Source organism: Stenotrophomonas sp. STEN240 (genome assembly GCF_056756175.1).
The window spans coordinates 1-24,304 of sequence record NZ_JBRRBO010000047.1 but is presented as its reverse complement, the minus strand read 5'-3'; the positions used below and the strand labels follow the sequence as shown (position 1 = coordinate 24,304).

Genomic DNA, 24,304 nt, shown 5'->3' with positions numbered 1-24,304 from the left:
GGTTGCGCAGGCTTATTCGACGACTTCTTCAACGGCGCGCGGGTGCGGGCGGTTGTCGGGCAGTTGCCAGAACACCAGCGTCGAGCTGAGCGTGATCGCACCCACGCAGAGGAAGGTGGCGTGCAGGGCGGCGGTCGCGCCGTGTGCGTTCAGATGGGTGCCGAAGGCCGCCAGCAGGCTGCCGGCGGTAGCCGCGCCGAAGCCGGTGGCCAACATCATCACCATCGACAGCAGGCTGTTGCCGCTGCTGGCCTGATGCATGTCCAGGTCGCGCAGAGTGACGGTGTTCATTACCGTGAACTGCATGGAATTGACCGCGCCGAAGATAGCCAGCTGGGTCAGTTGCAGCCACAGCGGCTGGTTGGCATTGATCAGCGCGAAGCTGGCCATCGCCAGGCCCACGCAGACCGTGTTGATCATCAGGATGCGGCGATAGCCGAAGCGTTCCACCAGACTCACCGCCGCACGTTTTGCGGCCATGCCGGACAAGGCCACCGGAATCATCATCATCCCGGCCGTCATCGGGCTCAGGCCCATGCCGACCTGCAGCAACAACGGAATCAGCAACGGCATCGCACCGCTGCCGATACGCGAGAACAGATTGCCAAGAATGCCGATGCGGAAACTGACCACCTTGAACAGACTCAGCGGGAACAGCGCGTTGCTGGTGCTGGCCGCATGCAGCCAGTAGCCAGCCAGGGCGGCAATTCCGACCACCGCCAGCAACAGCACCAGCGCATGCGCCGAGTTGATCGCCGAGACCCCATCCAGCGCCAGCGACAAGGCAATCATGCCGAAGGCCAGCATCAGGTAGCCGGCCAGATCGAAGCGCTGTTTCTGCTGGCCGTAGTGGTCGGGCATGATCCGCAGCGCGGCGAGGAAGCCGGCCACGCCAATCGGCAGATTGATCAGGAAGATCCAGTGCCAGGACCACACCTCCACCAGCCAACCGCCCATGGTCGGGCCGAGCAGCGGGCCGATCAGCGCGGGGATGGCGATGAAGCTCATTGCTGACAGGAACTGGTCGCGCGGAACCGAGCGCATCACCGCCAAGCGGCCAACCGGCAGCAACATCGCACCGCCAATGCCCTGCAGCACGCGCGAGGCCACCAGCCATTGCAGCGTCGGTGACAGGGCACAGGCCAGCGAGCCCAGGGTGAACAGCACGATCGCGGCGAGAAAGGTACGGCGCGTGCCGAAGCGGTCGGCGATCCAGCCCGAGGCGGGAATGAAACTGGCCACCGCCAGCGCATAGCTGAACACCACCGACTGCATCTGCAGCGGGCTTTCGCCCAGGCTGCGTGCCATCGCCGGCAGTGCTGTATTGACGATGGTCGAGTCCAGCATCTGCATGAAGATGGCCAGTGACACCAACCACAGCAGTGGTTTCTGGGCGGAGCTGGCGGGCAGTGGTCTGGGGGGAGCAGGGGACATCAGGACGGCTCGCGCTAAGGCAGGCGCCTATTGTCCTCCGAAGCATGTGCAGATGCCGCGTAGTGCCGAGCCATGCTCGGCAGTGGCGTCACCCGTAGCAGCAGCTCTGTAGTGCCGAGCCATGCTCGGCAGAGGCGTCACCGGTAGCGGCCGGCTCATGTGCACGGCCCTTGCCGAGCATGGCTCGGCACTACATAAAGCGAAGGCCCGGGTTGCCCCGGGCCTTCAGGATTCAGCGGCGGCTGAGGCGGTGTACCGCATCCACCAGCACGGCGACGTGCTCGGGGTTCATGTCCGGCGACATGCCATGGCCGAGGTTGAACACATGGCCTTCGCGCGAGCCGCCATTGCCGGCGGCATAGCTTTCCAGCACCTTGCCGACTTCGCGGGTGATCGCGTCGGGCGAGCCATACAGCGTGGTCGGGTCCAGGTTGCCCTGCAGTGCGACCTTGCCGCCAACCGCACGCGCGGCGTCTTCCAGGCTGATGGTCCAATCCACGCCGACGCCTTCGGCGCCGCTGGCGGCGAGCTCGGCCACGTACTGGCCTGTGCCCTTGCCGAACAGGATCAGTGGGGTGCGCTCGGCACCTTCGCCGCGCTTGAGTTCACTGGCGATGCGGTTGAGGTAACGCAGTGAGAATTCGCGGTACATCGCCGGTCCCAGCACGCCGCCCCAGGTGTCGAATACCTGCAACGCCTGCGCACCGGCATCGCGCTGTGCCGACAGGTAGGCGATGACCGCGTCGGTCACTACTTCCAGCAGCTGGTGCAGGGCCTTGGGCTCGTTCAGCGCCATTGCCTTGATGCGGGCGAAATCCTTGCTGCCGCCGCCTTCGATCATGTAGCAGGCCAGCGTCCACGGGCTGCCGGAGAAGCCAATCAGCGGCACCTTGCCGTCCAGCTCACGGCGGATCAGGCGCACTGCATCCATCACGTAGCGCAGCTCGGTTTCCATGTCCGGCACCGCCAGCTTGGCGACGGCGGCGACATCACGCACCGGGTGTTTGAACTTGGGGCCTTCGCCGTCGACGAAGTACAGGCCCAGGCCCATCGCGTCCGGCACGGTGAGGATGTCCGAGAACAGGATGGCGGCATCCAGGTCGAAGCGCTCGAGCGGCTGCAGGGTCACTTCGCAGGCGATTTCCGGGTGCTTGGCCATGCCCAGGAAGCTGCCGGCGCGGGCGCGGGTGGCGCGGTATTCCGGCAGGTAGCGGCCGGCCTGGCGCATCAGCCAGACGGGGGTGTAGTCCACAGGTTCGCGGCGCAGGGCGCGCAGGAAGCGGTCGTTGCGAAGTGGGCTGGTCACATGGAACTCCTGGAGGCTGAGGTCCGCAGGCGCGCTGCGGCGCACCTGCAGGGAATACGGGATTCAGGGCGCGGGCTGGCCGGCGGTGAACATTACCTGGAAGCCTTTCTTGATTTGGCCGTCGCGGGCTTTCTCGAAGGCGTGGATGGCTTCGTCATGCTGCAGGAACAGCTCGCGGCGCAGCTGGATGCGGCCGCCGGTCTGGCCACTCTCGCGCAGCAGTTCCCAGCCGCCGAGCAGATCCGGCACCAGGGAGAGCTGTACATAGCGGGGGGCTTCATTGCCGCTGGGCGGCTGTTGCAGTAGGACGCGCATGGCGACGATTGTAGCCGGTGTGCGGATTTTGGGCTGGTTTGGGGGCCCGCGACTTCCTTCTCCCGTTGGGAGAAGGTGCCCAAAGGGCGGATGAGGGTGCGGGCGAAGCCGCATGCTCTTTTGGCGCCATCAGGCTTCGCCCGGACCCTCACCCCAACCTCTCTCCCGCTGGGAGAGGGGGCTCAAGCACTGCCGCTCAGCCTTCCCGCAATACCGCCAGCACTGCGGCTTCATCCACATCCGGCACGACCTCGGCCTTGCCGATGCCGCGCCACAGCACCAGGCGCAGACGCCCGGCGATGTTCTTCTTGTCCAGCCGCATGTGCGCCAGCAGCGCCTGCGCGTCCAGCCCGGCCGGGATGGAGGTTGGAAGACCATAGGCCTGCAGCAGCTCCCGCAGTACCTCGGTGTCTGCCGCATCGGCCATGCCCAGGGCTGCGGACAGTCTGGCCGCCAGCACCATGCCTACCGCTACCGCCTCGCCATGGTTGAGGTTGTCATTGCCCGGCGCGCCGTAGCCCTGCGCTGTTTCGATCGCATGGCCAAAGGTGTGGCCGAGGTTGAGCAGGGCGCGTTCGCCCTTTTCCAGCGGGTCGCGTTCGACGATCTCGGCCTTGTGTTCGCAGCTGCGGGCAATCGCCTGCGCCAGCACGCTGTCGTCGCTGGCCAGCAGGGCCTCACGTTCGGCCTGCAGCCACTGGAAAAACAGCGGGTCGCGGATTGCGCCGTACTTGATCACCTCGGCCAGCCCGGCGCGCAGTTCGCGCAGTGGCAGGGTCCGCAGTGCGCTGGTATCGGCAACCACCGCACGCGGCGGGTGGAAGGCGCCCACCAGGTTCTTGCCCTGTGGAATGTCTACCGCGGTCTTGCCGCCGACCGAGGAGTCGACCATAGACAGCAGGGTGGTGGGCAGCTGCACGCAGTCGACGCCGCGCATCCAGCAGGCCGCGGCAAAGCCGGCCAGGTCACCGACCACGCCGCCGCCCAGTGCCAGTACACAGGCATCGCGGGTTGCGCCCAGGCTGGCCAGCGCGTTGATCGCCGCGGCGAAGTTGTCCAGGGTCTTGGACGCTTCACCGGCCGGGATCACGTGCTGGCCGATTTTCAGATCGGGCCGGGCCGACAACAGCGCGTTCTGTACCTGTGCCAGATACAGCGGTGCGACGGTGTCGTCGCTGACCAGCAGTACATGGCGGCCACGGATTGCGGCCAGCAACGCCTGCGGTTGCGACAGCAGGCCGGGGCCGATATGGATCTGGTAGGGCTGGTCGCCGCCAACGGCGACGGTGTGGGAGGGGGCGGTCATGCGGGTGGGTTCCAGAATCTGCCATTGCGCGGCAAGCCGGGTGACGGTGTGCGCGGTGGCATCGGCGGGGGAGTAGAGATCGGTGTCGATGATCAGGTCGGCGACCTCGCTGTACAGCGGGTCGCGGGCAGCGGCCATGGTGTGCAGCACCTGCTCGCGGTCCTCGCGCTGCAACAGCGGGCGGGTCTTGTCGCGGTGCAGGCGCTGCAGCTGCGAGGCCACGCTGACCCGCAGATAGACCACAAAGCCCTGCGCGCGGATGCGCTGGCGGTTTTCCGGGTCCAGGATGCTGCCGCCACCGGTGGAGATCAGCAGGCCGCTGCCGTCGAGCAGCTTGGCCAGGATCCGCTTTTCATGTGCACGGAAGCCCGCTTCGCCGACATTTTCGAAGATGGCGGGAATGCTGGAGCCGACGTCATCGACGATGGCCTGGTCGGCGTCCACGAACGCCAGGCCAAAGCGCTCGGCCAGGCGCCGGCCGATGCTGGTTTTGCCGGCGCCCATCGGGCCGACCAGGATGAGATTGGGGGCTGGATTCATTGCAGGAAGATGCTAGCACCTCGTGTCAGTGCCTTAACACGGTAGCAGCCAAGCTCGGCAGCTCCACGAATGGTTCGTGGTGCAACCAAGGAGTTGGACATGTCAGTGGCGAAAATCATTGAAGTGAGCGCGTCCTCCAAGACCAGCGTCGAGGATGCCGTGCGCAGTGGTATCAAAAAGGTTGCCGAGACGGTCAAGGGCATCCAGGGCGCCTGGGTCAACGAGACCAAGGTCGTCACCGACGGTGACGGCAACATCATCGAATGGCGGGTGAATCTGCGGATTACCTTCCTGGTGCAATGAATCACGCGTCGGCCGCGCACGGCCTGCGCCGGGGCGCGGCCACGCAACGACACGGCGGCGCTTGCGCCGTCGCGTCGTTCCTGTCGGTCATGTGGCCAGCTGCTGCTTGAACGCGGCCGCTGGTGGCGGCCAGCTTGTATCTGGCAGGCCTTGGCGCTGTGGCGGCGTGTCAGCCCTGCGCGTCGGCCAGCGGCTGCCGCTGTGCATCCAGGGCAATCACCCGGTCGGCAATGTCCGGCAGGGTGCGTAGCGCCTGGCGGCTGATCCGCTCGTAGAACTGCACGAAACGTTCCAGCTGCGGCCGGGTCATGCTGCTGCGGCCGGGTGAGGCCTGCTGCAGTGCCTGCTCCTGCTGCCAGCGCCAGTGCGGCACCACTGAGAAACTGGGCGGCTGCAACATCCACAGGCGGTCAAAGCGCTGCCACAAGGCCGGGTAGTGCTCGGCCAATGCCTGGTTGCACCAGCGCCGCCAGCTGCCGTCGGCATCGGCATCGCGTTCCAATGCGTTCAATGGCGTGCGCAGCGCCTCATCGGCTTCGGCCGGCGTGCCCAGGAACCAGCCTTCGAAGACCAGCAGATCCAGCGGTTGTTCGACCTGCTTCCACTGCGCTTCCGGCACGCGTTCGTCAGCGAGTTTGTCAAAGCGCGGCAGCGGGAAATGCTGGCCGGCCTTGGCTGCATCCAGCGTGGCCATTGCCAGTGCCAGATCATGCGTGCCGGGCGGCCCACGCGTGGCCAGCAGCGGATGGATGCGGTCGGCCAGGCGCTGGCGTTGCGCGCGGGTCAGGTAGGTGTCGTCGATCGAGACTGCGGCGGCACACAGGCCACGGCTACGCGCCAGCTCCACGATCTGGCCTGCCAACGTGGATTTGCCGCTGCCCTGCACGCCACTGATGGCAAGGATCGGCGTGCTGCTGGCACTGGCCAAGGCATCATCCAAGGCCTGCGCCACCAATGCGGTTGCAAAGCGGCGTTGGGAAAAACTGTGCGGAGCGGGGGACATGACGCCACAATAGCCCAAACCCGTGGCGTACGAAGCAGGACCATGACCAATCTTTATGCAGAAGCGTTATCAACTTTCGCCGCATTGTTTGAAGAGGCCAAGGCTGGCAAGGAAATCGATGCCACCGCGATGACCGTGGCCACCGCTGACATCGACGGCCGGCCTTCGGCGCGCACGGTGCTGCTCAAGGCCTTCGATGAACGTGGTTTTGTGTTCTATACGCACCTGGACAGCCGCAAGGGTCGTGAGCTGCATGAGAACCGCGCGGCGGCGTTGTTGTTCCTGTGGCGCAGCCTGCGCGAAGCCGGCATCCAGGTGCGCATTGAAGGTGACGCGCAGCTGGTATCGGCGGCTGAAGCCGACGCCTATTTTGCCAGCCGCCCTCGCATGAGCCAGATCGGCGCGTGGGCATCGGTGCAGTCGCAGCCGCTGGCGTCGCGCGAGGAATTCGAGCAGCGTTTGGCCAATTTCGAGGCGCGCTTTGAAGGCCGCGATGTGCCGCGCCCGGACGGTTGGGGTGGCGTGCGTATCGTCCCGCGCCGGATCGAATTCTGGTACGGCGCCGATTTCCGTCTGCACGAGCGTTGGTGCTATGAGGCCGATGCGGCGGGGGAGTGGAGCAAGCGGATGCTGTTCCCGTGAAGCGGGCCGGCGTCGACATCCGCCGCGCGCTGGCCAGTGACTGGCCGGCGTGGGCGCAGTTGCGTCGCGCCTTGTGGGCTGATTGCGAGACGGATCTGGCCGAGCTGCAGCACATGCTGGAAGAAGACGGTACCGTGCTGCTGGCCTTCGCGCAGGGCCAAGCGGTGGGCCTGGCCGAAGCCAGCCTGCGGCATGACTACGTCAATGGCACCTCCCGTTCGCCGGTGGGCTTTCTCGAAGGCTGGTATGTGATTGAAAGCCAGCGTGGCCGTGGCATCGGTCGCGCGCTGGTGGCCGAGGTTGCGCACTGGGCACGCACGCAGGGCTGCAGCGAGCTGGCCTCCGATACCGCGCTGGACAATGCGCAGGCCCAGGCCGCGCACAAGGCCAGCGGCTTTGTCGAAACCGAACGCGTGGTTTATTACTGCATGGGCCTGGACGCGCCGGCGGCATGAAACTGCTTCCGCTCTACCGCATCACCGTGTTCGTACCGCCGGCCGACCTGACGCGGTTGAAGCAGGGCATCCTGGCGGTCGATGATCTGGCCGCCGGCGGCTACGCCGATGGCATGTGGGAATCGGACGCGCGCGAGCAGTTCCGGGTGCTGGACGGCACCCGTTGCGTGCAGGGGCAGGGCGGTGAGCGCGTATATCAGCCCTCGGTGCGCCTGGAGTTCTGCATCCCGCGCGATGCGCAACGCCTGCAAGACCTGTTGGCGGCCATTGCCGCGCATCATCCCTGGAATACCCCGGCGGTTTTCGTCGATACAACGGAGTTCGCCGTCGCATGATCGGCCCGCGTCGCATTGTCTGTCTTACCGAAGAACCCACCGAGACCCTTTACGCCCTGGGCGAGCAGGACCGCATTGTCGGCATCAGCGGCTTTACCGTGCGGCCGCCGCAGGCGCGCCGCGACAAGCCCAAGGTCAGTGCCTTCACCAGCGCCAAGGTGGGGGAGATCCTCAAGCTCAAGCCGGATCTGGCGATTGGTTTTTCCGATATCCAGGCTGATATCGCGGCGGAGTTGATCCGCAATGGCGTGGAAGTCTGGATTGCCAACCATCGCAGCGTGGCTGGCATCCTCGATTACATCCGTCGCTTGGGTGGTCTGGTGGGCGTGGCCGAGCGCGCCGGCGCGTATGCCGATGAGCTGCAGCGCGGCCTGGATGCGATCGCCGCACAGGCGGCAACGCTGCCGCAGCGTCCGCGCGTCTATGTCGAGGAATGGGACGAGCCCATCATCACCGGTATCCAATGGGGCGCCGAGCTGGTGGAGATCGCCGGTGGCATCGATGTGTTTCCCGAATTGTCGCGCGAGCCGCTGGCCAAGGCGCGCATTCTTGCCGATGGCGATCCGGTGATCGCGCGCAACCCGGACATCATCATCGGCTCATGGTGCGGCAAGAAATTCCGTCCCGAGCGGGTCGCAGCGCGGCCCGGCTGGGAGGCCATCAATGCGGTACGCGATGGCGAACTGCATGAGATCAAATCACCGCTGATCCTGCAGCCGGGCCCGGCCGCACTCACCGATGGCGTGCAGGCAATAGCTCAGATCATCCAGCAATGGTCGAAGCGGTAGGAATGTTGTAGGAGCGGCGTAAGCCGCGAAGCCAACAGCAACCAATCCGCCGATTCAACTGCAATCAGCTGCATCGCCCGGATGTGGGAGCGGCATAAGCCGCGAAGCTGGAAATGTGAGAAGGCGCCAAAAGCTCACCCCTCCCCAACCCGCCCGGCCCGAAGGCATAGCCTTCGGTCGTTCATCAGGCCGCGCGCCGGTGGCGCGCAAGCAGCCCTTCTTCACCCCCTTTGCTGCGCAAAAGGGAGGGAGCAACGGCGCGCTCCTCCCAGCTATCGCTTGGTCTTTCGCAAAAGGGAGGGAGCAACGGCGCGTTACCCTCTCGGCGCCAACCCCGTATAGCGCGCACGCGGCCGTATCAAGGTGCCCAATGCCTGTTGCTCCAGCGCATGCGCCAGCCAGCCGGTAAGACGCGCAGTGGCGAACATCACCAGTGCATGCGCCCCCGGCAGTTCGTACACGTAGCAGATGGCGCCCAGCATGCCGTCGATGTTCGGATGCTGGCCGCTGACTTCTTCGGTGGCGGCCAGCACTGTTTCCACCTGGCGCAAGCGCGGGGAGTCGGTGCATGAGGCGCGCAGCTGGCGCAGCACTTCAGCGCCGCGCGGGTCGCCGTCGGGGTAGAGCAGGTGATGGAAACCCGGCAGCTCGTCGCCACGCCGCCAACGTTCGGCAATGAACGTGGCAGGCGCGCCACTGGCTTCTGCATCCAGCAGCAAGGCATGCGCGCGGGCGGTGGCGCCGCCGTGGCGGGGGCCGGACAGCGCGGCCAGACCAGCACTGACGGTGGCATGCAGGTGCGCACCCGTGGAGGCCACCACGCGCGCGGCAAAGGCGGACACATTGAGCTCGTGATCGGCGCATAGCACCAACGCCGAGCGCACCAGCTCGGCGAATGCCGCATCACCCGGACGCCACGCATCGGCCAGCAGGCGATGCACGGGGCGCGCATCCGGCTCGGTACCGACCAGCAGCGCCGCGTTCTGCCGCAGCAGCATGGCTGCAACCTCACGCCGTACTGCGATGGCGGCATTGAGCGATTGGCGTTGTTCCAGTGCCAGCAATGGGATGCAGGCCATTGCGCGTTCCACCGGCGGCAGTTCCGTGTCCAGTGCGAGGCTGGCGATCCGTGGTGGCCACGCGGCCGGCGCGGTGGCAGCGAATGGGTCCTGGTCGTCGCATTCCCATAGCAGCCGCGCGATGTCCTCAAGGGTGGCGCCGGCCTGTGCCGCAGCCACCGCTGAACGGCCACGGTAATAGGGCGCGTCCGGGCGGATCAGCGAGATGCGCGTCTCCAGCACTGGCAGGCCGCGATCCAGGCTTTGCGCAGCACCGCGTTCGGCCCCACGGCCGGCGCGCTTGCGCTGTGCCAGCCGCTCCACCTCCGCACGCAGGTACACCCGGCTGCGTGGCTGTGGTCCCGGCCGCGAGCTCAGTTGCCCCCGGCTGACATAGGCATACAGCGTGGCGGCGCTGATGCCGAGCAGGGCACAGGCTTCATTGGCGGTGATCAGTTCGGTGTCGGTGTGCTCGGACATGCGCATTCAATATGTTGATTGATTGAATCAAGATTGATCAATGCATCGGATAGTGACAGATTGAGCGCCATAGCGGAATGGCATGCTCGCCTCCGCCCCGCCAGGAGCCACCCAATGAGTCTTTCTTCCGCCGGCGCAGCCTTCCGCGCCGCACTGGCCGCCGAAACCCCGCTGCAGATCGTGGGCGCCATCAACGCCAACCACGCCCTGCTGGCCAAGCGCGCCGGCTACCGTGCCATCTACCTGTCCGGTGGCGGTGTTGCCGCCGGCTCGCTGGGCCTGCCGGACCTGGGCATCAACACGATGGAAGATGTGCTGATCGACGTACGCCGCATCAGCGATGTCTGCGACCTGCCGCTGCTGGTGGACATCGATACCGGCTTCGGCCCCAGTGCGTTCAACATCGCGCGCACGGTGAAGTCGCTGATCAAGGCCGGCGCTGCTGCCTGCCATATCGAAGACCAGGTCGGCGCCAAGCGCTGCGGTCATCGCCCGGGCAAGGAGATCGTGTCGCAGGGTGAAATGGTGGACCGGGTAAAGGCCGCGGCCGACGCCAGGACCGATCCGGATTTCTTCCTGATCGCCCGCACCGATGCCATCCAGATGGAAGGTGTGGACGCCGCCATCGAGCGCGCACTGGCCTGCGTGGAAGCCGGCGCTGACGGCATCTTCGCCGAAGCAGCGTATGACCTGGACACCTACAAGCGCTTCGCCGATGCGGTGAAGGTGCCATTGCTGGCCAACATCACCGAGTTCGGTGCGACCCCGCTGTTCAGCCGCGACGAACTGGCCTCGGCCGGTGTGGCCATGCAACTGTTCCCGTTGTCGGCATTCCGTGCGGCCAACAAGGCAGCCGAAAGCGTGTATGAAGCCATCCGCCGCGATGGCCACCAGCGTAACGTGGTGGACAGCATGCAGACCCGCGAGGAGCTGTATGACCGTATCGGTTACCACGAATTCGAGCGCAGCCTGGACAAGACGTTCGCTGCGAAGAAGTAACTGCACTTCCTTCTCCCACTGGGAGAAGGTGGCGCGTAGCGCCGGATGAGGGTACGACCAGGTCTTCGTGGCTCTGACCGCACCCTCACCCCACCCCCTCTCCCGATGGGAGAAGGGCTTCAAAATCCCGTATCTGAGCGAGGTTCACACCATGTCCGAATCCACCGCCGCACCGGCGTTCAAGCCGAAGAAGTCCGTCGCCCTGTCCGGCACCGCTGCCGGTAATACCGCGCTGTGCACCGTTGGCCGTAGCGGCAACGATCTGCATTACCGTGGTTACGACATCCTGGACCTGGCCAATACCAGCGAGTTCGAGGAAATCGCCCATCTGCTGGTGCACGGCAAGCTGCCCAACAAGGCCGAGCTGCGTGCTTACAAGGCCAAGCTCAAGGCGCTGCGTGGCATCCCGGCATCGGTCAAGGCCGCGCTGGAAGAACTGCCGCCCTCGGCGCACCCGATGGACGTGATGCGTACCGGTGTTTCCGTGCTCGGCTGTGTGTCGCCGGAAAAGGACGACCACAACCACCCGGGCGCACGCGACATCGCCGACAAGCTGATGGCTTGCCTGGGTTCGATGCTGCTGTACTGGTACCACTGGAGCCACAACGGCAAGGTCATCGACGTGGAGACCGACGATGATTCGATCGGCGGCCACTTCCTGCACCTGCTGCACGGTGAGCAGCCGCGCGAGTCCTGGGTCAAGGCCATGCACACCAGCCTGATCCTGTACGCCGAACACGAGTTCAATGCCTCGACCTTCGCCTGCCGCGTGATCGCCGGTACCGGCAGCGACATGTACAGCGCCATCACCGGTGGTATCGGTGCACTGCGCGGTCCCAAGCACGGTGGTGCCAACGAAGTCGCCTTCGAAGTGCAGAAGCGCTACGAAACCCCGGACGAAGCCGAGGTCGACATCAAGGCCCGCGTCGAGCGCAAGGAAGTGGTGATTGGTTTCGGCCACCCGGTCTACACCGTGTCCGATCCGCGCAACAAGGTGATCAAGGACGTCTCGCGCGAGCTGTCGGCCGAGCAGGAAAACATGAAGATGTACGACATTGCCGAGCGTCTGGAAGCGGTGATGTGGGACATCAAGAAGATGTTCCCGAACCTGGATTGGTTCAGCGCGGTCAGCTACCACATGATGGGTGTGCCCACGGCAATGTTCACCCCGTTGTTCGTTATCGCACGTACTGCAGGCTGGAGCGCGCACATCATCGAACAGCGCATCGACGGCAAGATCATCCGCCCGAGCGCGAATTACACCGGGCCGGAAGACCAGACCTTCGTGCCGTTGGATAAGCGCGCTTAATGAAACCAAAGCCATCTCCGCCACAAGCGAGATGACGCCTGCACCATCTTCGCCACAAGCGGGATGGCGCCTGCACCATCTTCGTCACAAGCGAGATAAAGCCCCTCTCCCGCCTGCGGGAGAGGGGTTGGGGTGAGGGGAGGCTTCTAGCACGTAGATCAAGCTTCAAGCCCGTTGAAAAAGAGCGAAGCAAAGCTGGAGCTCAAGCGAGAGCAAGAGCAAGAGCAAGAGCTCCCCCCATCCGCCCTTCGGGCACCTTCCCCCGCAAGCGGGAGAAGGGAGTTGCCAGATTCCATGTGGTGCTGTGGGTTTGCTGCAATTGCAGGCACCCGCGGGTAAACCAACGCACACCAGCAAGCCCAGACCCTCACAGGCCAGCCATGAATACCGATTACCGCAAACACCTCGCCGGCAGCACGCTCGATTACTTCGATGCACGCGCCGCAGTCGATGCCATCCAGCCCGGCGCCTACGCCACGCTGCCCTATACCTCGCGCGTGCTGGCCGAAAACCTGGTGCGCCGCTGCAACCCGGCCACGCTGAGCGATTCGCTCAAGCAGCTGATCGAACGCAAGCGCGACCTTGATTTCCCCTGGTTCCCGGCACGCGTGGTCTGCCACGACATCCTCGGCCAGACCGCGCTGGTCGACCTGGCGGGCCTGCGTGATGCCATCGCCGACAAGGGCGGTGACCCGGCCAAGGTGAATCCGGTGGTGCCGGTGCAGCTGATCGTCGATCACTCGCTGGCAGTGGAATGCGGTGGCTACGATCCGGATGCGTTCGCCAAAAACCGCGCCATCGAAGACCGCCGCAACGAAGACCGCTTCCACTTCATCGACTGGACCAAGCTGGCCTTTGAAAACGTCGATGTGATTCCGCCGGGCAACGGCATCATGCACCAGATCAATCTGGAGAAGATGTCGCCGGTGATCTACCAGCAGGGCGGGGTGGCTTTCCCGGATACCTGCGTGGGCACCGACAGCCACACCCCGCACGTGGACGCGCTCGGCGTGATCGCCATTGGCGTGGGTGGCTTGGAAGCCGAGAACGTGATGCTGGGCCGCGCTTCGTGGATGCGCCTGCCCGACATCATCGGCGTCAAGCTGACCGGCAAGCCGCAGCCGACCATCACCGCCACCGACGTGGTGCTGGCGATTACCGAGTTCCTGCGCAAGGAGCGCGTGGTCGGTGCGTGGCTGGAATTCTTCGGTGAAGGTGCCGCTGCACTGACCATCGGCGACCGCGCCACCATTTCCAATATGTGCCCGGAATACGGTGCGACGGCGGCGATGTTCTACATCGACCAGCAGACCATTGATTACCTGCGCCTGACCGGCCGCGAAGAAGCACAGATCGCGCTGGTCGAGAAATACGCCAAAACCACCGGCCTGTGGGCCGACGCGCTGGAAACGGCGAAGTACGAGCGCGTGCTGGAGTTCGATCTGTCCAGCGTCGTGCGCAACATGGCTGGCCCCAGCAATCCGCACAAGCGCCTGCCGGTATCGGATCTGGCCGAACGCGGCATTGCCGACGAAGCCAAGCTGGAGAGCGGCAAGGTCGAGGAAGCCGAGGGCCTGATGCCGGATGGTGCGGTGATCATCGCTGCGATCACCAGCTGCACCAATACTTCCAACCCGCGCAACGTGATTGCCGCCGCGCTGCTGGCGCGCAACGCCAATGCGCGCGGGCTGAGCCGCAAGCCGTGGGTCAAATCGTCGCTGGCGCCGGGTTCGAAGGCCGTGCAGCTGTACCTGGAAGAAGCCGGCCTGCTGCCGGATCTGGAAAAGCTGGGCTTCGGTATCGTTGCCTTTGCCTGCACCACCTGCAACGGCATGAGCGGCGCGCTGGATCCGGCGATCCAGCAGGAAATCATCGACCGGGATCTGTACGCAACCGCCGTGCTGTCCGGCAACCGCAACTTTGATGGCCGCATCCATCCGTATGCGAAGCAGGCCTTCCTCGCCTCGCCGCCGCTGGTGATCGCCTATGCCATTGCCGGCACCGTGCGCTTCGACATCGAGAAGGATGTGCTGGGTGTGGATGCCAACGGCAACGAAGTGCGCCTGAAGGACATCTGGCCGAGCGATGCCGAGATCGATGCGGTGGTGAAGGCCTCGGTCAAGCCGGAGCAGTTCCGCAAGGTCTACAACCCGATGTTCAACGTGCGCGTCGAACACGGCGAGAAGGTCAGCCCGTTGTACAACTGGCGCCCGCAGAGTACCTATATCCGCCGTCCGCCGTATTGGGAGGGTGCATTGGCCGGTGAGCGCACGCTGCGCGGCATGCTGCCGCTGGCCGTGCTGCCGGACAACATCACCACCGACCATCTGTCGCCGTCCAACGCCATCCTGCGTTCCAGCGCGGCCGGTGAGTATCTGGCCAAGATGGGCCTGCCGGAAGAGGACTTCAATTCCTACGCCACCCACCGCGGCGACCACCTCACCGCGCAGCGCGCCACCTTCGCCAACCCCAAGCTCTTCAACGAGATGGTGCGCAACGAAGACGGCAGCGTGAAGCAGGGTTCGCTGGCGCGGGTTGAGCCGGAAGGAAAAGTCATGCGCATGTGGGAAGCGATTGAGACCTACATGGAACGCAAGCAGCCGCTGATCATCATCGCCGGTGCCGATTACGGCCAGGGCAGCTCGCGCGACTGGGCCGCCAAGGGCGTGCGTCTGGCCGGCGTGGAAGCGATTGCTGCCGAAGGCTTCGAACGCATCCACCGCACCAACCTGATCGGCATGGGCGTACTGCCGCTGGAGTTCAAGCCGGGTATCAACCGCAACACGCTGGGCATCGACGGTACTGAAACCTACGACGTGCAGGGCCTGCGCACGCCGGGCACGGACCTGACCCTGGTCATCACCCGTCGCAACGGTGAAGTGTTGAAGGTGCCGATGATCTGCCGTCTGGATTCGGATGAAGAAGTGGCGATCTACGAAGCCGGCGGCGTGCTGCAGCGCTTCGCGCAGGATTTCCTGGAGTCGGCGAACGCATGACAAGAGCCCCTCTCCCGCCCGCGGGAGAGGGGTTGGGGTGAGGGCAGGGGTGGCTGATGCCGCATCCGATCCTTCACATCAAGAACCAAGTAGGAAAGCCTGAACATGTCCCACACCCCGCAGATCAAGATCCCCGCTACCTACATGCGCGGCGGCACCTCCAAAGGCGTGTTCTTCCGCCTCCAGGACCTGCCCGCCAGCGCGCAGCAGCCCGGCACTGCCCGCGACCGTTTGCTGCAGCGTGTAATCGGCTCGCCCGATCCCTACGCCAAGCACACCGATGGCATGGGCGGTGCGACTTCCAGTACCAGCAAGTGCGTGATCATTTCGCCCAGCAGCAAACCCGGCCATGACATCGACTATCTGTATGGCCAGGTTTCCATCGACACCGATTTCGTCGACTGGTCCGGCAACTGCGGCAACCTGTCCACCGCTGCCGGCGCGTTCGCGCTGCACGCAGGCTATGTTGATGCTGCGCGCGTACCGCAGAGCGGCATCTGCGAAGTGCGTATCTGGCAGGCCAACATCAACAAGACCATCATCGCGCACGTGCCGGTCACTGACGGTCTGGTGCAGGAGACCGGCGACTTCGAGCTGGATGGCGTGACCTTTCCCGCTGCCGAGATCGTGCTGGAGTTCATCGACCCGGCCGATGAAGGCGACGGTGAGGGCGGTGGTGCGATGTTCCCCACCGGCAATCTGGTCGATGCTTTGGACGTGCCCGGCGTCGGTACGCTGCAGGCAACGATGATCACTGCAGGCATCCCCACAGTGTTCGTCAACGCTGCCGACGTCGGCTACAGCGGTGCCGAACTGCAGCCGGCCATCAATGAAGACAAGGCCGCGCTGGTCAAGCTGGAAGCGATCCGCGTTGCCGGTGCCCTGCGTATGGGCCTGATCAAGGCGCCAGAAGAAGCGATCAAGCGCCAGCACACGCCCAAGGTCGTGTTCGTCGCGCCGCCGCAGGACTATGTGTCCAGCGGCAACAAGCAGATCCATGCCGCCGACATTGATCTCAATGCCCGCGCCATGTCGATGGGCAAGCTGCACCACGCGATGATGGGCACGGCATCGGTTGCCATCGCCACCGCCGCCGCGGTGCCGGGCACGCTGGTTAACCTCGCCGCCGGTGGTGGCCAGCGCGATGCGGTGCGCTTCGGCCATCCGTCCGGCACGCTGCGCGTGGGCGCCGCAGTGAGCCAGGTCGACGGCCAGTGGACGGTGACCAAGGCAGTAATGAGCCGCAGTGCCCGCATCCTGATGGAAGGCTGGGTGCGCGTGCCGGGTGATGCGTTCTGAGTTTTCCAGGCTGATGCGGCACCAGGCGAGGGCCACTGGCAGCAGTGGCCCTTTGCTTTAGCGCGGGGGCGGGCGGCAAGTCAGCGCGACCGCAGCAGGCCCCGCTTCCAGACGAATCGCCTGCGGAATGCGCACCGTTACACAAGGCTTTGCGTGCTGGCTGGTTATACTCCGCCCATCTGCGGGAGGACGCCATGGTTAACAGGATGTTGAAGCGTATTCGTTGGGCGGCGGTCGCCATGGTGGCGCTGGCCCTGGTTGCAGGATGCGGCAGGAACGAAAGCGGGCAGCTGCCCGGGGCTACCGGCGAGGCGATCCAGACCAAGCAGGAAGAGGTCAAGGGCTTCGCCATGCTGCGCGCCTACCCGGACCAGAAGAGCGGCGACGGCCTTGCGCTGGCGGTTGAGTTCACGCGCCCGCTGGTCGGCACCCAGGATTTCGACAAGTTGTTGCGCTTCGAGGAGAAGGTCGGCAACGAGGACAGCAGCTGGTCGCTGTCCGACGACGGCAAGACCCTGCGCTATCCCTATGTGGAGGCGGCCCAGGAATACACGCTGATCATCTCGGCCGATCTGCTGGCTGCCGACGGCAACCGGCTGGGCACCGAGGTCAAGCAGAAGGTTTTCACCGGCGAACTTGATCCGGCGGTGGGCTTCGCTTCGCAGGGCAGCGTGCTGCCGGCCAAGGACAGCCGCGGCTTGCCGGTGGTGTCGGTCAATGTGCCGGAGGTGGATGTCGAGTTCCTGCGCGTGCGCGAAAAGGACCTGCCCACCTTCTTCAGCCAGTACCAGCGCGGCGGTCGCCGTGGCAGCTGGGAGCTGGACAGTGAATACAGTGACCGCACGCCGCTGTCGCAGCTGGCTGAGCCGGTCTACGTCAATCGTTTCGTGCTGGGCGGCAAGCAGAACGAGCGTGTGCTGACCTACCTGCCGATCCAGGACGTGAAGGAGCTGCAGCAACCCGGTCTGTACTTCGCGGTGATGAAGCGCACCGGCAGTTTTGACAGCGAGTTCGATACCTCGTTCTTCACCGTCAGTGATATCGGCCTGCATACCCGCGCCTACAAGGACAAGCTGTTCGTCCATACCGCTTCATTGGCCGACGGCGCGCCGGCCAAGAAGGTCGAGCTGAAGGTCATCGACGCCAAGGGTGAGGTCATCCTCAAAGGCCAGACCGACGGCAACGGCAACGCCTTGCTCAACTACACGCTGGACGCCGCGCATGTGCTGGTCGCCAGCAGCGGCAGCGACACCACCATGCTGCCGTTCAACCAGCCTGCGCTGGACCTGAGCGAGTTTGCGGTTGCCGGGCGCCAGAACGCCAACTTCGATGTGTTCGCCTGGTCCGGACGTGATCTTTACCGCCCCGGCGAGACCGTGCGCATCTCCGCGCTGCTGCGCGACAACGACGGCAAGACCCTGGCCGGGCCGGCCACTGGCGGCCAGCCGGTGTTCCTGCGGCTCAAGCAGCCCGACGGCAAGACCTTCCGCGAGACCCGCCTGCAGCCCGGCGAGCAAGGCTATTTCTCGTTCGAGCAGACCATCCCGGTGGAGGCGCCGACCGGGCGCTGGACCGTTGAGTTCCGTACCGATCCGGCCAGCAAGGAAGCGGTGCAGGGCATGACGCTGCGCATCGAGGAGTTCCTGCCCGAGCGCATGAAGCTGGACCTGGGCAGCACGCAGAAGACCCTCAAGCCGGGCGAGCCGCTGAAGTTGCAGGCCGACGCGGCCTATCTGTACGGCGCACCGGCCGATGGCAATCGCTTCACCGCGCGCCTGGCGGTGGCGGTGGAGCAGCACCCGGTGGAGTCGATGCCGGGCTGGTTCTTCGGCGACCCGACCGTGCAGCTGCCGCGCGAAGCCAATGACGTGATCGACACCACCTTGCCCAAGGACGGCAAGCTGCGCGAAGACGTGGCATTGCCCGCCGAAGCAGGCAAGGCCACCACCGTGGCCGCGCTGCTCTCGGGCAGCGTCTATGAAACCGGCGGCCGCACCGTTACCCGCACGATGAAGCGGGTGATGTGGCCGGCGCCAGCGCTGGTCGCGGTGCGCCCGTTGTTCAACGATACCGATGGCGCCGATGCCAATGCCAACGCCCGCTTCGAGCTGATGCGGGTGGATGCCGATGGCAAGCCGCAGCCGGCCAAGGGCCTGAAGATCACCCTGGTACGCGAGCTGCGTGATTACCACTGGACCTATACCGACAACCGCTGGGATTACGACTTCACCCGCCGTTTCGAGAACAAGGAGACCCGCACCGTCGATGCCGGTGCAACCTCCGTCCGGTTCGATTTCCCGGTGGAGTGGGGCGAGTACCGGGTAGACGTGTTCGACCCGGCCACCGGCCTGACCATGCGCTATCCGTTCCGCGCCGGCTGGAGCTGGAACGACGACAACCGTGGCCTGGATGCACGGCCTGACAAGGTCAAGCTGTCGCTGGACAAGACCGCCTACCGCGACGGCGACACGCTCAAGGTCACGCTGACCCCGCCGCATGCCGGTCGTGGCGTGTTGATGGTGGAAAGCGACCACATGCTGTATGTGCAGGACATCGATGCCAAGCCGGGCAGCACCTTCGAAATCCCGGTGACGAAGGACTGGGAGCGGCACGATGTCTACATCACCGCGCTGGTATTCCGTGGTGGCAGTGCGCCCAGCAAGATCACCCCGGCGCGCGCCGTGGGCGTGGTGCACGTACCGATGGATCGTCGCGATCGTCGCGTCGCGGTCGGCCTGATCGCGCCCAAGCAGATGCGCCCGGAACAGCCGATGACGGTGACCGTCAGCGCACCCGAGCTGGCTGGCAAGCCGGCGCACGTTACCGTTTCGGCGGTGGACGTGGGCATTCTCAACATCACCCGTTTCCCGGTGCCGGATGCACCCGGGCATTTCTTCGCGCAGCGGCGCCTGGGTGTGGATGCCTATGACATCTATGGCCGGGTGATCGAGAGCTTCGAGGGCAACAGCGGCAAGCTCAAGTTCGGTGGCGACATGGCGTTGGCGGCACTGCCGCAGGCCAAGCGGCCTACCGCACGGGTGCAGACGGTGGATCTGTTCTCCGGGCCGGTGGCGCTGGATGCCAAGGGCAATGCGCGGGTGCAGCTGCAGGTACCGGATTTCAACGGCACCCTGCGCGTATCGACGATGGTGTATTCGGCCGACCGCTACGGCAACCGCGATGTGGAAACGCTGGTGCGTGCGCCGATCCTGGCCGAAGCCAGCATGCCGCGGGTGATGGCGCCGGGTGACCGCAGCACCATTACCCTGGACGTGCAGAACTTCACCGGCAAGCCGGGCGAGTTCAATGTCCGCGTGGATGGCGAAGGCCCGCTCGGCATCGCCGAATCGACGCGGACGGTGCAGCTGGCCGGCGACGCCAAGAGCACCCTGAGCTTCCCGCTGACCGCGCAGGAAGGCTATAGCGTGGCCAAGGTGCGGGTACGTGTCGACGGCAACGGCTTCAAGGTGGACCGGCGCTACGACCTGCCGGTACGTGCGGCGTGGCCGTCGGTGCTGCGTTCGCAGAGCCGCACGTTGGATCCGCTGGTGCCGGTCACCCTGGACAGCAGTTTCGCCAACGGCCTGATGGGCGGCTCGGTCAATGCGCGCATGCTGGTCAGCGCCTTGCCGCCGATCCCGTTCGCCTCGGCGCTGCAGGGCGCGTTGAATTACCCCTACGGCTGCGCCGAGCAGACCACCAGCAAGGGCTACGCAGCGCTGATGTTGGATGAGGCCACCTCGGCCATGCTTGGCGCCGATGGGCTGGATGCCAAAACCCGCCGTGAGCGCATGGAAGGCGCGTTCGGCCGCTTGGCCTCGATGCAGGTGGCCAATGGCAACTTCTCGATGTGGGGCGATGATGACTACATCAACCCGGCGCTGACCCCGTATGTCGCCGAGTTCCTGCTCGACGCCAAGGATGCCGGCTTCGCGGTGCCGGAGAACGTGCTGCAGAAGGCACTGAACCGGATCAGCGAGGACCTGCTCAGCGGCGGCAACCAGTTCTACGGCAGTGACCGCCGTGATGGGCTGAAGTTCGCCAACCAGGCCTATTCGGGCTACGTGCTGGCACGGGTCAACCGCGCGCCACTGGGCACGCTGCGCACGCTGTGGGACAACGAACGCAGCAAGGCAGTGACCGGCTTGTCGCTGGTGCATCTGGGTGCGGCGTTGGCGATCCAGGGCGACAGCAAGCGCGGCCAGGCCGCCATCGCTGCGGGCTTTGCAAAATCCAGCGCGGACCGTCCGGAGTACTTCGGCGACTACGGCACCCGCCTGCGCGACGAGGCCTTGATGATCGCGCTGCTGCACGAGCGCGGCCTGTCCAAGCCGGAATACGATGCGCGCGTGATCGATCTGGGGCGCACCCTGGACGTGCGCCGTGGCAGTGGCCTGATGTGGCTGAGCACGCAGGAGCAGGTGGCGCTGGCGCGTCTGGGCAAGGCCTTGATGGCCAACCAGAAGAAGCTGGTGTCCGGCGAGCTGGCGGTAGGCGACAAGGTCGAGAACATCGACGCCCGCAAGGCCTTCGGGCGCGTGTTCGACATGGCGCAGTTGGCGCAGGGCGTGCGTTTCTCGCCGCAGGGCGAGGCACCGATGTTCGCCAGCCTGGATGTGGCCGGTATTCCGCGCCAGCCACCGGCACCGGACAACAGCGTGATCGGCATCGAGCGGTCCTGGTTCGGCACCGACGGCAAGCCGTGGACGCCGCGGCCGCTGAAGGAAGGCGAGGCCTTGATCGTGCGGCTCAGTGTCACCGCCAACTCGAACATGCCCGATGCCTTGCTGACCGACCTGCTGCCAGCCGGGCTGGAGATCGAAAACTTCAACCTCGGCGACGCCAAGCAATGGGCCGATGTGGTGGTGGGCGAGGTCAAGGTCAGTGACCGCTCCAGCGCTGCTGACGTCAAGCATGAAGAGTTCCGTGACGACCGCTACGTGGCGGCATTGAAGCTCTCGCGTGGCAGCACCGCACACGTGTTCTATCTGGTGCGTGCGGTCACCCCGGGTACCTACATGGTGCCGCCGCCACTGGCCGAGGACATGTACCGTCCCGACATGCGCGGTGTTGGCCGTTCCAACCCGAGCACCATCACGGTGGTGCAGCCGTAATCGGCTCCTGCTCCCTCCCTTTGCCGATGGCAAGGGGAGGGCTGGGGAGGGGTAAGCTCTTCCACGGCCAAGCCATTCCGCCCCAGCTCCACAGGCAACGTTTGAAGAACCATCCACAGTGAACGCGCGCGCCCCTCGGCTGAAACACGTTGGCCCCCGTCTGCGTGCCGTGCTTACGCTTCGCAATCTGCGTTGGGCCGTTGCCGCGCTGCTGACAGTGCTGCTGGTGCTGGACCTGGCCTTCCCACCGCCGCTGCCGAAGTCGCGTGACACCAGCACGCTGGTGGTGGCGCGCGATGGCACGCCGTTGCGCGCCTTCGCCGATGCGGAAGGCGTTTGGCGTTACCCGGCTGACGTAAAGACAATTTCGCCGTTGTATCTGCAGGCCTTGCTGACCTACGAGGACCGCTGGTTCTGGCGGCATCCGGGCATCAATCCCTGGGCGTTGCTGCGCGCCGGCAAACAGATGCTGCTGGAACGGCGCATCGTCTCCGGCGGCTCGACCTTGACCATGCAGGTTGCGCGCATCCTCGACCCGCATACGCGCACCCCGTGGGGCAAGCTCAAGCAGTTGCTGCGTGCGCTGCAGTTGGAAGTGCACCTGAGCAAGGCGCAGATCCTGGACCTGTACCTGGAACGCGCGCCTTACGGTGGCACCATCGAAGGCGTGGAAGCGGCCAGCTGGGCCTATCTGGGCAAGTCAGCGACGCATCTGTCGCAGGCAGAAGCCGCGTTGCTGGCGGTGCTGCCGCAATCCCCAAGCCGGCTGCGCCCGGACCGGCATCCGGAAGCGGCGCAGCGTGCCCGCGACAAGGTGTTGGCGCGCATGGCCGAACTCGGTGTGTGGTCGGCCGATGATGTGGCCGATGCACGCATCGAGCCGGTGGTCGCGCGCTCACTGCAGCAGCCTCTGCACGCCGCCTTGCTGGCGCAGCGCATGCGCAGCGCACAACCGCGTGTGCCGCAGATCGAAACCAGCATCGACAGCGGCTTGCAGCGCACGTTGGAAGAGCGCGTTTCTTCCTATTTTTCGCAGTTGCCGGAGCGCACCTCGGCGGCGCTGCTGGTGATGGACAACAGCACCTTGGAAGCGCGGGCCTATGTCGGCTCGGTGAGCTTTGGCGACAAGGCACGGCTTGGCCATGTGGACATGGTCCAAGCCTGGCGCTCGCCCGGTTCGACGCTCAAGCCTTTCCTGTACGGCATGGCGCTGGATGACGGCCTGATCCATTCGGAAAGCCTGATTGTCGATGCGCCGCAGAGTTTCGGTGGCTACCGTCCCGGCAACTTCGATGCTGCCTTCAACGGCCCGGTCGGTGCGGCCACCGCGCTGCGCCTGTCCTTGAACGTGCCATCGGTGGATCTGCTGGAGCGGGTAGGGCCGGCGCGGTTTGCCGCGCGGCTGGGCAATGCCGGTATCAACCTGCGCTTCCCGCGTGGAACCCAGCCCAGTCTTGCGCTGATTCTTGGCGGCACCGGCGCGCGGCTGGAAGATCTGGTTGGCGCGTTCTCCGCGCTCAATCGCGAAGGTATCGCCGGGCGGGTGCGTTACACGCCGAAGGACCCGCGCATCGAGCGCCGTCTGGTGTCGCCGGGCGCTGCCTGGATCGTGCGCGACGTGTTGGAGTCCAACCCGCGCCCCGGTTATGGCGTGGGCACCTTCGATACCGGCAGCCGCCCGCGCGTGGCATGGAAAACCGGCACAAGTTACGGCTACCGCGACGCCTGGGCGATAGGCAGCACCCGCACCTATACCGTTGGTGTGTGGGTGGGCCGGCCCGATGGCACGCCATTGCCCGGCCAGTACGGCGCGGTTACCGCCTTGCCACTGATGTTCGAGGTCATCGATAGCCTGCCACGGCAGGCCGGCGACAACGCGGTGCGGTCGCGGCCGGACAGTGTCAGTGAAGTCGAGATCTGTTGGCCACTGGGCATTGCCGCTGAGCAGACGCCAGCAGCGATGTGCCAGCGGCGCTTTCCAGCCTGGGTGCTGGACGGCGTGGTGCCGCCCAGTTTTCCCGAGCGCGAAGCGCGGCTATGGCAATCCGGTCGCATGCGTTTCCAGGTGGATGCACGCAGCGGGCAGCGGCTATCACCCGGTTGTGAGGGGCATGCGCAGGTGGAGCAGCGCGAGATCGCCCGTTGGCCTGCACTGGCCTCGCCGTGGCTGAGCGTGGCCCAGCGGCAGGCACAGAGTCTGCCGCCCTTGGCATCGGATTGTGCCGATGATGGGCGCCAATCCGACGGCGTGCTGCATATCGAAGGCTTGAATGATCTGGCCACATTGGCGCGCGCGCCGGGTGCGCAGCACGGCCCGCGTCTGCAGCTGCGCGCATTGGGCAGCGAGGCGACGATTGAATGGCTGTTGGATGGCCGCTGGATCGCGCAGACACAGGGCACACGCACCTTCATGCGTGACTTCAATGATGTCGGCGAGCACACCCTGACCGCATTGGCATCCGACGGCGCCTGGACCCGCGTGCGCTTCCGCGTAATGAACTGAACACCACCCCGTAGTGCCGAGCCATGCTCGGCAGAAGGTTTCCAGGCAATGCGTAGTGCCGAGCCATGCTCGGCAGAGGCTTTCCAGGCAATCATCAACATTGTAGGAGCGGCGTAAGC

General features: G+C 65.4%; 17 protein-coding genes and 1 pseudogene. 11 read left to right on the top strand and 7 right to left on the bottom strand.

Annotated features, from left to right (window positions below; translation table 11 throughout):
* Nucleotides 1–12: 12 nt before the first annotated feature.
* From mdtD to ACVOKO_RS16400, 5 genes and pseudogenes are all read right to left on the bottom strand, one after another.
* Nucleotides 13–1,434 carry a multidrug transporter subunit MdtD gene (mdtD, locus tag ACVOKO_RS16420; protein ID WP_346499940.1) on the bottom strand — a complete coding sequence of 474 codons (1,422 nt, stop codon included), beginning with the start codon at nt 1,432–1,434 and terminating at the stop codon, nt 13–15.
* A 232-nt stretch (nt 1,435–1,666) separates the two neighbouring features.
* Complete coding sequence (gene hemE, locus ACVOKO_RS16415) at nt 1,667–2,740, bottom strand: uroporphyrinogen decarboxylase (RefSeq protein ID WP_346499939.1); 1,074 nt, start codon at nt 2,738–2,740, stop codon at nt 1,667–1,669.
* 63 nt (nt 2,741–2,803) lie between these two features.
* A complete protein-coding gene (locus ACVOKO_RS16410; protein WP_057629428.1) occupies nt 2,804–3,055 on the bottom strand; it encodes a WGR domain-containing protein in 252 nt (83 codons plus the stop codon).
* A 196-nt stretch (nt 3,056–3,251) separates the two neighbouring features.
* The gene (aroB, locus tag ACVOKO_RS16405; protein WP_346499946.1) at nt 3,252–4,361 is read right to left on the bottom strand and encodes a 3-dehydroquinate synthase; all 1,110 of its coding nucleotides are present in this window, start codon (nt 4,359–4,361) and stop codon (nt 3,252–3,254) included.
* Nucleotides 4,362–4,379: 18 nt separating this feature from the next.
* Nucleotides 4,380–4,901, bottom strand: a pseudogene (locus ACVOKO_RS16400) (shikimate kinase); the annotation flags it as partial.
* 99 nt (nt 4,902–5,000) lie between these two features.
* On the opposite strand from ACVOKO_RS16400, the gene ACVOKO_RS16395 reads away from it, so the two are divergent.
* Complete coding sequence (locus ACVOKO_RS16395) at nt 5,001–5,204, top strand: dodecin family protein (RefSeq protein WP_057629454.1); 204 nt, start codon at nt 5,001–5,003, stop codon at nt 5,202–5,204.
* 169 nt (nt 5,205–5,373) lie between these two features.
* Here ACVOKO_RS16395 and ACVOKO_RS16390 read toward each other — a convergent pair whose 3' ends face one another.
* Nucleotides 5,374–6,207 (bottom strand): kinase, encoded by an 834-nt coding sequence (locus ACVOKO_RS16390; RefSeq protein WP_346499938.1) that lies wholly within the window; start codon nt 6,205–6,207, stop codon nt 5,374–5,376.
* A 42-nt stretch (nt 6,208–6,249) separates the two neighbouring features.
* Here ACVOKO_RS16390 and pdxH point away from each other — a divergent pair, with 42 nt between their 5' ends.
* Genes pdxH through ACVOKO_RS16370 form a run of 4 tightly spaced genes read left to right on the top strand, consistent with a single transcriptional unit; the run spans nt 6,250 to nt 8,427 of the window.
* Nucleotides 6,250–6,849, top strand: a complete 600-nt coding sequence (gene pdxH, locus ACVOKO_RS16385) for a pyridoxamine 5'-phosphate oxidase (protein WP_346499937.1) — start codon at nt 6,250–6,252, stop codon at nt 6,847–6,849.
* Nucleotides 6,846–7,304, top strand: coding sequence for an aminoglycoside 6'-N-acetyltransferase (gene aac(6') / locus ACVOKO_RS16380; RefSeq protein ID WP_346499936.1), 459 nt, complete (start codon nt 6,846–6,848; stop codon nt 7,302–7,304). The genes pdxH and aac(6') overlap by 4 nt, the downstream gene beginning before the upstream one ends.
* On the top strand, nt 7,301–7,639 hold the full coding sequence (locus ACVOKO_RS16375) for a YqfO family protein (protein WP_346499935.1): 339 nt from the start codon (nt 7,301–7,303) through the stop codon (nt 7,637–7,639). Before aac(6') ends, ACVOKO_RS16375 begins: the two co-directional genes overlap by 4 nt.
* Nucleotides 7,639–8,427 carry a cobalamin-binding protein gene (locus ACVOKO_RS16370; RefSeq protein WP_346499945.1) on the top strand — a complete coding sequence of 263 codons (789 nt, stop codon included), beginning with the start codon at nt 7,639–7,641 and terminating at the stop codon, nt 8,425–8,427. The genes ACVOKO_RS16375 and ACVOKO_RS16370 overlap by 1 nt, the downstream gene beginning before the upstream one ends.
* Nucleotides 8,428–8,741: 314 nt before the next feature.
* On the opposite strand, the gene ACVOKO_RS16365 is transcribed toward ACVOKO_RS16370, so the two are convergent.
* Complete coding sequence (locus tag ACVOKO_RS16365) at nt 8,742–9,965, bottom strand: citrate/2-methylcitrate synthase (protein ID WP_346499934.1); 1,224 nt, start codon at nt 9,963–9,965, stop codon at nt 8,742–8,744.
* Nucleotides 9,966–10,079: 114 nt separating this feature from the next.
* Between ACVOKO_RS16365 and prpB the strand changes: the two genes are divergently transcribed.
* The 6 genes from prpB to pbpC all read left to right on the top strand — a co-directional run bounded on the left by prpB (nt 10,080) and on the right by pbpC (nt 24,185).
* A complete protein-coding gene (gene prpB, locus ACVOKO_RS16360; protein WP_346499933.1) occupies nt 10,080–10,964 on the top strand; it encodes a methylisocitrate lyase in 885 nt (294 codons plus the stop codon).
* A 151-nt stretch (nt 10,965–11,115) separates the two neighbouring features.
* On the top strand, nt 11,116–12,273 hold the full coding sequence (prpC, locus tag ACVOKO_RS16355; RefSeq protein ID WP_346499932.1) for a bifunctional 2-methylcitrate synthase/citrate synthase: 1,158 nt from the start codon (nt 11,116–11,118) through the stop codon (nt 12,271–12,273).
* 380 nt (nt 12,274–12,653) lie between these two features.
* Complete coding sequence (gene acnD, locus ACVOKO_RS16350) at nt 12,654–15,269, top strand: Fe/S-dependent 2-methylisocitrate dehydratase AcnD (protein WP_346499931.1); 2,616 nt, start codon at nt 12,654–12,656, stop codon at nt 15,267–15,269.
* Between the two features lie 105 nt (nt 15,270–15,374).
* On the top strand, nt 15,375–16,568 hold the full coding sequence (gene prpF / locus ACVOKO_RS16345; RefSeq protein WP_346499930.1) for a 2-methylaconitate cis-trans isomerase PrpF: 1,194 nt from the start codon (nt 15,375–15,377) through the stop codon (nt 16,566–16,568).
* A 206-nt stretch (nt 16,569–16,774) separates the two neighbouring features.
* Nucleotides 16,775–21,682 (top strand): alpha-2-macroglobulin family protein, encoded by a 4,908-nt coding sequence (locus ACVOKO_RS16340; RefSeq protein WP_430980803.1) that lies wholly within the window; start codon nt 16,775–16,777, stop codon nt 21,680–21,682.
* Nucleotides 21,683–21,842: 160 nt separating this feature from the next.
* Nucleotides 21,843–24,185, top strand: coding sequence for a penicillin-binding protein 1C (gene pbpC, locus ACVOKO_RS16335; protein WP_430980805.1), 2,343 nt, complete (start codon nt 21,843–21,845; stop codon nt 24,183–24,185).
* Nucleotides 24,186–24,304 lie beyond the last annotated feature (119 nt).

Coding starts and splice junctions, on each gene's coding strand:
- pdxH (WP_346499937.1), top strand. CDS start 6,250: ATGACCAATCTTTATGCAGAAGCGTTATCAACTTTCGCCGCATTGTTT.
- mdtD (WP_346499940.1), bottom strand. CDS start 1,434: ATGTCCCCTGCTCCCCCCAGACCACTGCCCGCCAGCTCCGCCCAGAAA.
- prpC (WP_346499932.1), top strand. CDS start 11,116: ATGTCCGAATCCACCGCCGCACCGGCGTTCAAGCCGAAGAAGTCCGTC.
- ACVOKO_RS16410 (WP_057629428.1), bottom strand. CDS start 3,055: ATGCGCGTCCTACTGCAACAGCCGCCCAGCGGCAATGAAGCCCCCCGC.
- ACVOKO_RS16395 (WP_057629454.1), top strand. CDS start 5,001: ATGTCAGTGGCGAAAATCATTGAAGTGAGCGCGTCCTCCAAGACCAGC.
- ACVOKO_RS16375 (WP_346499935.1), top strand. CDS start 7,301: ATGAAACTGCTTCCGCTCTACCGCATCACCGTGTTCGTACCGCCGGCC.
- aroB (WP_346499946.1), bottom strand. CDS start 4,361: ATGACCGCCCCCTCCCACACCGTCGCCGTTGGCGGCGACCAGCCCTAC.
- ACVOKO_RS16340 (WP_430980803.1), top strand. CDS start 16,775: ATGTTGAAGCGTATTCGTTGGGCGGCGGTCGCCATGGTGGCGCTGGCC.
- prpB (WP_346499933.1), top strand. CDS start 10,080: ATGAGTCTTTCTTCCGCCGGCGCAGCCTTCCGCGCCGCACTGGCCGCC.
- prpF (WP_346499930.1), top strand. CDS start 15,375: ATGTCCCACACCCCGCAGATCAAGATCCCCGCTACCTACATGCGCGGC.
- ACVOKO_RS16365 (WP_346499934.1), bottom strand. CDS start 9,965: ATGTCCGAGCACACCGACACCGAACTGATCACCGCCAATGAAGCCTGT.
- ACVOKO_RS16390 (WP_346499938.1), bottom strand. CDS start 6,207: ATGTCCCCCGCTCCGCACAGTTTTTCCCAACGCCGCTTTGCAACCGCA.
- acnD (WP_346499931.1), top strand. CDS start 12,654: ATGAATACCGATTACCGCAAACACCTCGCCGGCAGCACGCTCGATTAC.